This window comes from Streptomyces sp. NPDC104831, from assembly GCF_055583025.1.
The window spans coordinates 88,862-95,939 of record NZ_JBVJOT010000037.1 but is presented as its reverse complement, the minus strand read 5'-3'; the positions used below and the strand labels follow the sequence as shown (position 1 = coordinate 95,939).

The following is a 7,078-nucleotide window of genomic DNA, read 5'->3' as shown; positions in this document are numbered from 1 at the left end:
GGGGTGGGTGAGGTGTGGCGGGGTCGTGGGCGTGAGGTGCGGCGGTTGGCGGTGGGTCATGCGTTTCATTCGGCGCGGATGGATCCGGTGTTGGAAGAGTTGGGGCGGGTGGTGGCGGGGTTGTCGTTCGGTGAGCCGGTGGTTCCGGTGGTGTCGACGGTGGCTGGTCGTCCGGTGGATATGGGGGAGGCTGGGTATTGGGTGCGGCAGGTGCGGGAGCCGGTGCGGTTCGCTGATGCGGTGGAGTGGTTGGTGGGGCGGGGTGTTACGGGGTTTGTGGAGGTGGGTCCGCATCCGTTGTTGGTGGGGAACGGGTTGATGCGGCGTGGTGGTGATTCTCCGGAGCGGTTGTTCGCGGGGTTGGGCCGCTTGTGGGCGGACGGGGCCACGGGGTGGATGCCACCCGTCGCCACACCGGCGGGGACGTCGGGCGTACGGGTGCCCTCGTATCCCTTCCAGCACGAGCGCTACTGGCTCCAGCCCACCACCCCGTCGGAGGGCCTCGACACGCCCGATCACCCGCTGCTGCGATCCCTGGTGAAGCTCCCCGACGGGCAGGGCGTGGTGCTGACCGGGAAGCTCTCCGCGTCCGTCCACCCGTGGCTGGCCGAGCACACCGTGCTCGGTTCGACGCTGCTGCCCGCGATGGCGTTCGTGGACATGGCCGTCCACGCCGGCGAGCACACGGCCAGCCCCGTACTGTCCGAACTGGTCCTGGAGGCGCCGCTCGTGCTGTCCGAGGACGACGGTGTGCACGTGCAGGTCACCGTCGGCGCGCCCGACGACACCGGACACCGGCCCGTCACCGTCCACTCCCGCACCTCCGCCGAGCCCGACGAGTGGACCCGCCACGCGACCGGCGTGCTCGGTCCGCCGGCGGACCGGGCGGTCGTGGCCGGGACGGACGACGGCGGGGGCGCGCCGGTCGACATCGGCTCGTTCTACGACCGGCTCGCCGCAGCAGGCTACGACTACGGGCCGACCTTCCAGGGGCTCACCGGTATCCGGCGGCACGGCGAGGACCTGCACGCCGAGGTGAGCTTCCCGGCGGACCCCGCGCAGCTCACCGGCTACCGCGTCCACCCCGCGCTCCTGGACGCCGCCATACAGCCGTTGACCCTGCTCGCCGGCCTCGCGGCCGAGGACGGCGGCGCCGGCGGCAACCCGGCGCGGCTGCCCTTCTCGTTCTCCGGTGTGTCGGTCACCGGGTCGGCCGCGGCGGTCCGCGTGGTGCTGCACCCGACCGGGCCGGACACCTGCGCCGTGAGGATCACCGACACCGCCGGGACACCGGTCGTGAGCATCGACGAGATCGTCCTGCGGCCCGTCGAAGCGGCGGGCTCCGGGGCCGGGCGCCGGGCGAACACGCTGTTCGCCGTTGACTGGACCCCGATGGCGGTACCCGACGGCCCGGACACCGACACGGTCCTCCACGAGGTGATCGGCGACGGGGAACCGGTCGCGGCCGCCCACGCGGTGACCCGGGAACTGCTCGACCGGGTCCGGGAGTTCCTGGCCACCGACACGCCGGCCCGGCTCGTGGTCCTCACCGGCGACGACCTGGCCTCGGCCGCCGCCCACGGCTTCCTGCGCAGCGCGCACAGCGAGAACCCCGGGCGGATCCTGACCGTCCGGCACGACGGCACCGCCGCCTCACGGCGGGCGATCCCCGCCGCGGTGCGCGCCGCCGTGAGCGACGGCGAGCCCGAGATCCGGCTGCGCGACGGTGCCGCCCTCGTACCGAGACTGGTGAGGGCCGCCCCGACCGGGCCGGCCGGCCCCCCGGACGGCGCGCCCCTGGACGGCACCGTGCTGATCACCGGCGGCACCGGCACCCTCGGTATCCTGGTCGCCCGGCACCTGGTCGCGCGGCACGGCGCCCCGCACGTGGTGCTCGCCGGCCGCCGCGGTGTCGAGCCGCCCGGGCTCCGCGAGGAGCTGGGTGCCGCCCTCACCGTGGTCGCCTGCGACGCCGGTGACCGCGAGGCACTGAGGGATCTCGTCGCCTCGATCCCCGACCTGCGGGTCGTCGTGCACGTCGCCGGGGTCGTCGACGACGCCGTGGTGGAAACGATGACACCGGAGCAGGTCGACACGGTGCTGCGCGCAAAAGCCGATGCCGCGTGGCACCTGCACGAGGCCACCGAGCACCTGGACCTGCGGGCGTTCGTGCTGTTCTCCTCCGCGTCCGGGGTGTTCGGCGCTCCCGGGCAGGCCAACTACGCCGCCGCGAACGCGTTCCTCGACGCGCTCGCCGAGCACCGGCACGCGCACGGTCTGCCGGTCACCTCCCTGGCCTGGGGCCAGTGGGCCGAGTCCAGCGGCATCACCGGGAACCTGACCGAAGCCGACCACCGCCGGCTGGCGCGGACCGGAATGCTGCCGCTGGCCACCGAGCAGGCCCTCGACCTGTTCGACACCGCCCTGGCCGGCGAACGCCCGGCACTGGTGCCGGTCCGCCTCGACCTCGCGGCGATCGACACCCCGCCCGCGCTGCTGCGCGGACTGGCCCGGCCGCGGCGCGCGCCGGCCCCGGCGACCGGCCCCGGCGAGCTGCGGGCCAGGCTCGACGCCCTGCCCGAGCCCGAGCAGCGCGCCCTGCTGCTCGACCTGGTCGTCACGCACAGCGCGAGCATCCTCGGGATGGCCCCCGGCGGGATCGACGACCCGCGACAGCTGTTCCGCGACCACGGCGTCGACTCGCTGACCGCCATCGAACTGCGCAACCGGCTCAACGCGGCCACCGGACTCCAGCTCCCGGCGACCCTCGTCTTCGACTTCCCGACGCCCGAACAGCTCGTCAACCACCTCTACGGGCAGCTGTGCTCCCCGGAGAACCGGGCCGCCGGGCCGATGGAGCGCCTGCTGCGCAAGGCCGTCGACGTCGGCCGCGCGCAGGACGGCCTCGACCTGCTGGCCACGGCGTCCCGGCTGAGCCCGGCCACCGACGCGCCCAAGGCCGAGGCGGTCGCCCTCGCGGCCGGCTTCCTCCAGCCGTCGCTGGTCTGCCTGCCGTCCGCGCTGGCGTCCGGCGGCATCGAGGAGTACGGGAGGTTCGCCGCGGCACTGGAGGCCGCCCGCGACGTCACGGCGGTCACCCTGCCGGGCTTCGCCGGCGACCCGCTGCCCGCGGACGCCGACGTCCTGGTCCAGGCACTCGCCGAGGCCGCGTCGGGCGTCGCCGCGCCGGTGCTGGTCGGCCGTTCGGTGGGCGCGTGGCTGGCGCTGGCGACCGCCGGAGAACTGGAACGGCGGGGGGCCCGGCCCAGCGCCGTGGTGCTGATCGACGGCTACCCCGACGACCTGCCGGGTGTGCTCACCGGCATGCTCGACGCCGGCCACCAGGTCCAGCCGGTCGACGACGACCGGCTGGTGGCCATGGGCCGTTACCTCGATCTGGCCGGCGCCCCCGAGCCCGTCGACGCGCCGGTGCTGCTGGTGGGCACCGGCAAGCGCTCGTGGCCCCGGCTGTCCACCACCGCCCAGGAAGTGCTCACCGTCTCGGGCGACCACTTCACCGTACTGGAGGAGCACTCCGCGGCCACGGCGCTGGCCATCAGCACGTGGCTCCTCGACTTCAGCGGATACGGAGCCGGTTTGTCCGCGCTCAGGGGAAAGGACGATGCATGATCTGGGACAACGTCTACATCGGCGGAACGGGGCGCTATCTGCCGCCCCGCACGCCCGCGACGCGGGCCGTGCCGGACACCGAGACCATGCGGCGGCTGCTCGCGCTGTCGGACTTCGTGTCGTTCACCCGCTCCGACGACGTCACCGAGCACGCGATGGCCGTGCACGCGGCGATCGGAGCCCTGCGCGAGTCCGGCCTCAGCGGAGCCGACATCTCCATGGCCGCCTACGCCCAGATGGACCACCAGGACCACATGGCGTCCTCCTGCCACCTCCAGCGCGTCCTCGGCCTCGGCCACGCCCTCGTCTACGAGGTCGAGGCGACCAGCAACGGCGGCTCGGCCGCGCTGCAGTCCGCCGCCGCGCACCTGGTGGCCGACCCGGCCGCGACCGCGACCCTGGTCACGGCCACCGCCCGGTTCCTGCCGCCGCGATGGGAACGCTGGCAGCCCACCATCGGGATCTTCCTGGCCGACGGTGCGGTCGCGGCCGTGCTCAACCGCGAGGGCGGCCGGGCCCGGCTGGTCGCGACCGCCAACAGCTCCGCGACCCAGATGGAGGTCCTCGCCACCCCGACGATCCCGGACCCCGAGGGCCACCGCAACCGTACGCCGATCGAGGTCACCGGCCTGGCCCCGTATCTGACGCTGATGAGCGGCGCACTGGTCACCGCGGTCGAGCAGGCCGCCAAGGAGGCCGGCGTCGCCGTCGCCGACATCACCAGGTTCGTCGTCACCGGTCTGGGCCTGGCCCAACTGGAGGTCGTCGTGCTGGAGCCGCTCGGCATCGACCTGGGCCGCACCACCTGGCCGATGCTGCGCGAGCTCGGCCACGTCGGGCCGTGCGACCAGCTGCTCGGCATCGACCACCTGCTGCACGACGAGACCCTCGAACCCGGCGACACCATCATGTCGATCGGCCTCGGCATGGGCTCGCGGTTCACCGCGTCCCTGCTGGAGGTCACCGAGCCGCCCAAGCCCCGTACGGCCACCACCTTCACCGAACCGGTGCGCGCGCAGGCCCCGCCCGCCGACGCGTATGTCATCGACCCCTCGGGCGGCGACATCTTCGGCGAGGCCGCCGCCTTGCGCGAACGCGGCCCGGCCACGCCCGTCGAACTGCCCGGTGGCGTGTCCGCATGGGCCGTCACCGGGCACGACCTGGCGAAGAAGCTGCTGCTCGACCCGAGGGTCTCCAAGGACGCGAACAAGCACTGGCCCATGTGGCGCGACGGCGACATCCCGCCGGACTGGCCGCTGATCATGTGGGTCGCGATGCAGAACATGTTCACCGCCTACGGCTCCGACCACACCAGGCTGCGCAGCCTGGTGGCCAAGGCGTTCACCCCGCGCCGTATCGAAGCGACGCGGCCGCGCGTCGAGGAGATCACGGCCGGCCTGATCGCCGACCTGGCCGCGGTGCCGCCGGGGCAGGCGGTCGACCTGCGCGCACGGTTCGCGTTCCCGCTGCCGATCCAGGTCATCACCGGCTTGTTCGGGGTGACCGCGCAGACGGGTGCGGACCTGCGGCGCCTGGTGGACGCGGTGTTCAGCCTCGACGCGGACCCGGCGGGCGTGCAGGCCGCCTCCGGCGAGCTGTACATGCTGCTCAAGGACCTCGTGGCCGCCAAGCGACGCGACCCCGGCGACGACATGACCAGCGACCTGATCGCCGCGCGGGAGGCCGACGGGACACGACTGTCCGAGCGGGAACTGCTGGACACCCTGCTGCTGACCATCTCCGCCGGCTTCGAGACGACGGTCAACCTGCTCGACCACGCCGTCCACGCACTGGCCACGCACCCGTCCCAGCTCGCCCTGGTCCGGTCCGGGACCAGCACGTGGGAGGACGTGGTGGACGAGACCCTGCGCTGGCAGGCGCCGGTGCCGAACCTGCCGCTGCGGTACGCCGTGGAGGACATCTCCGTGGACGGCGTGCGGATCCGCGAGGGCGAGGCGATCCTGCTGTCCTACGGCGCGGCCGGCCGCGACCCGGGGCAGCACGGGGCCGACGCGGAGGACTTCTCCGTCACCCGGCCGTCGCGGGCCGACCACCTCACCTTCGGGCACGGCGTGCACTACTGCCTCGGCAGCCCCCTGGCCAAGCTGGAGGCGACGACGGCGCTGTCCGCGCTGTTCGCCCGCTTCCCCCGGCTGAAGCTGGCCGTCCCGTCGTCCGAACTCGAGCCGCTGGGTTCCTTCTTCACCAACGGGCACAAGACCCTGCCGGTCATCCTGGAGGAGGGCTGATGGCCCATTTCGCCTTCGTGAGCGCGCCCGCCTCCGGGCATGTGAACCCGACCCTGCCGCTGGTCGAAGAGCTGGTCCGGCGAGGCCACCGGGTCAGCTACGCCACGGGACCGGCCACCATGGACGGCCCCGCCACCGCCGGGGCGAAGCCGGTGACCCTGCCCTCGCAACTGCCGCCCGACATGGCGGCGCGGGGAGATTTCACGGCGGAACAACTCGCCGTGACGATGGAGTACTACCTCGACGACGCGCGCGCCTCCTTCCCCGTCCTGGCCGAGCACTTCTCGGCCGACCCGCCGGACGCCGTGTGCTACGACTCGGTGACCTTCACCGGGAGGATGCTGGCGAACCTGCTCGGGGTGCGGGAGATCTCCCTGGTGCCGACCTTCGCGGAGAACGAGTCCTTCTCGGCGGCGCAGGTGTACCTACCGGCCGACTTCGACCACACCGACCCCCGGCTGGTCGCCGCGATCCAGGACATGGGGAAGTTCGCGCAGGGCCACACCTTCCTCGAGGACCCGAACCTGATGTTCGGCCATGTGGCGCCGACCAGCCTGGTGTTCATCCCCCGCGAGTTCCAGATGGCGGGGGAGACCTTCGACGAGCGCTTCCACTTCGTCGGGCCGTCGCTGAGCAGCCGGCAGACCGCCGAGGAGTGGAGCCCCCGGTCGGGGGCCCCGGTGCTGCTGATATCGCTGGGAACGGTCTTCAACGACCGGCCCGAGTTCTACCGGACCTGCATCGAGGCGTTCGGGGACAGCGACTGGCAGGTCGTCATGGCGGTGGGCGGACTGGACCGGGAGACCCTGGGCCCGGTCCCGGCGAACGTCGAGGTGCACGCGCACGTGCCGCAGGTGGCGGTGCTGCGACACACCGAGGTGTTCCTGAGCCACGCCGGGATGAACTCGGTGATGGAGTCCCTCTACCACGGGGTGCCCTTCGTGGCGGTGCCGCAGATCCCGGAACAGCGGGCGGTCGCCCGGCGGGCGGAGGAACTCCGGGTCGGCAGGACGCTCGCCGAGCCGACCGTGCGGGGCCTGCGCGACGCCGTCCAGGAGGTCCGGTCCTGCCGGCCCCGGGCGGCGGCCCTGAGCCGGATCGTGCGCGGGGCGGGCGGCGCGTCGAAGGGGGCGGACGTCCTGGAGAAGCTGCTGACGCGGTAGCGGCCGGGCTCCACCGGGCAACCCCCACCCCGTCCG

At 73.3% G+C, this 7,078-nt stretch carries 3 protein-coding genes and 1 pseudogene; all 4 read left to right on the top strand.

The window, feature by feature from the left end:
* Window positions 1-3: 3 nt before the first annotated feature.
* A pseudogene (locus ACZ63H_RS24540) lies at window positions 4-300 on the top strand (acyltransferase domain-containing protein); the annotation flags it as partial.
* Window positions 301-396: 96 nt separating this feature from the next.
* Entirely contained in the window at window positions 397-3,630 is a 3,234-nt protein-coding gene (locus ACZ63H_RS24535) for a type I polyketide synthase (protein ID WP_469868377.1), read from the top strand.
* The gene (locus ACZ63H_RS24530; protein ID WP_469868374.1) at window positions 3,627-5,879 is read left to right on the top strand and encodes a cytochrome P450; all 2,253 of its coding nucleotides are present in this window, start codon (window positions 3,627-3,629) and stop codon (window positions 5,877-5,879) included. Before ACZ63H_RS24535 ends, ACZ63H_RS24530 begins: the two co-directional genes overlap by 4 nt.
* Complete coding sequence (locus ACZ63H_RS24525; protein ID WP_469868372.1) at window positions 5,879-7,042, top strand: macrolide family glycosyltransferase; 1,164 nt, start codon at window positions 5,879-5,881, stop codon at window positions 7,040-7,042. Before ACZ63H_RS24530 ends, ACZ63H_RS24525 begins: the two co-directional genes overlap by 1 nt.
* The last annotated feature ends 36 nt before the right edge of the window (window positions 7,043-7,078 follow it).

Coding starts and splice junctions, on each gene's coding strand:
- ACZ63H_RS24530 (WP_469868374.1), top strand. CDS start 3,627: ATGATCTGGGACAACGTCTACATCGGCGGAACGGGGCGCTATCTGCCG.
- ACZ63H_RS24525 (WP_469868372.1), top strand. CDS start 5,879: ATGGCCCATTTCGCCTTCGTGAGCGCGCCCGCCTCCGGGCATGTGAAC.
- ACZ63H_RS24535 (WP_469868377.1), top strand. CDS start 397: ATGCCACCCGTCGCCACACCGGCGGGGACGTCGGGCGTACGGGTGCCC.